Below are 578 nucleotides of genomic sequence, written 5' to 3' on the forward strand. Positions count from 1 at the left end.
GCAGCCTTGACGACACTGTTGATCTTGTCGACGTGGGAGGCAGTTTGGGTGCTGACGACCTTGCCGCCTACCACGTTGGATTCTTTGAACTTACCTGGCCACCAGGCCTCTGCAGCATAGAGGGCAACTGGGAGGACGCAGGCCGAGGCTGCAAGGGCCATGGAGTTGGGAGGGGCACCTTTTCGCGTTTTGTTGAGGCTGCGAAGGTGATTAGCCACCCGGAGGGCTTTTGCGCACCAGGTGTTCACGTGGGCCTTGAAGGTGAGCTTGGGGTCGAAGAAAGCCCCCAGCCAGCGGACGGGGCCTCGGGAGGGCTCGACCACAAAGTTCCCTGCGCGGACTTGGTCGTCGCGTTGCTTTCCGGCCTTGTTGAAGTGGAGGAGCTCGCATTTCTCTGGCTCAAAGGTGACGGCCGTGGAGGCACCCCAGTCTAGGGCGTCTTGGACGTCAGCGGCAAGGAGGGCTGTGGTGATGGCGGTGTTGGGGCCAGTGCGGAGGATGAGCACGTCGTCCGCATAGCTGAAGCGGCACCAGAAGTCGCCGCGTTTGAACAGGGGCTCCATGTAGAGCATGAAGAG

Annotated in this window: 1 protein-coding gene; it reads right to left on the reverse strand. The window is 61.4% G+C overall.

The features are described 5' to 3' along the window. A partial coding sequence (locus tag amrb99_RS49615) for a hypothetical protein (RefSeq protein WP_190869054.1) occupies positions 1–563 on the reverse strand: 563 nt, incomplete at its 3' end. Positions 564–578 lie beyond the last annotated feature (15 nt).

It is taken from the genome of Actinomadura sp. RB99, from assembly GCF_014706005.1.
Taxonomy (GTDB): domain Bacteria; phylum Actinomycetota; class Actinomycetes; order Streptosporangiales; family Streptosporangiaceae; genus Spirillospora.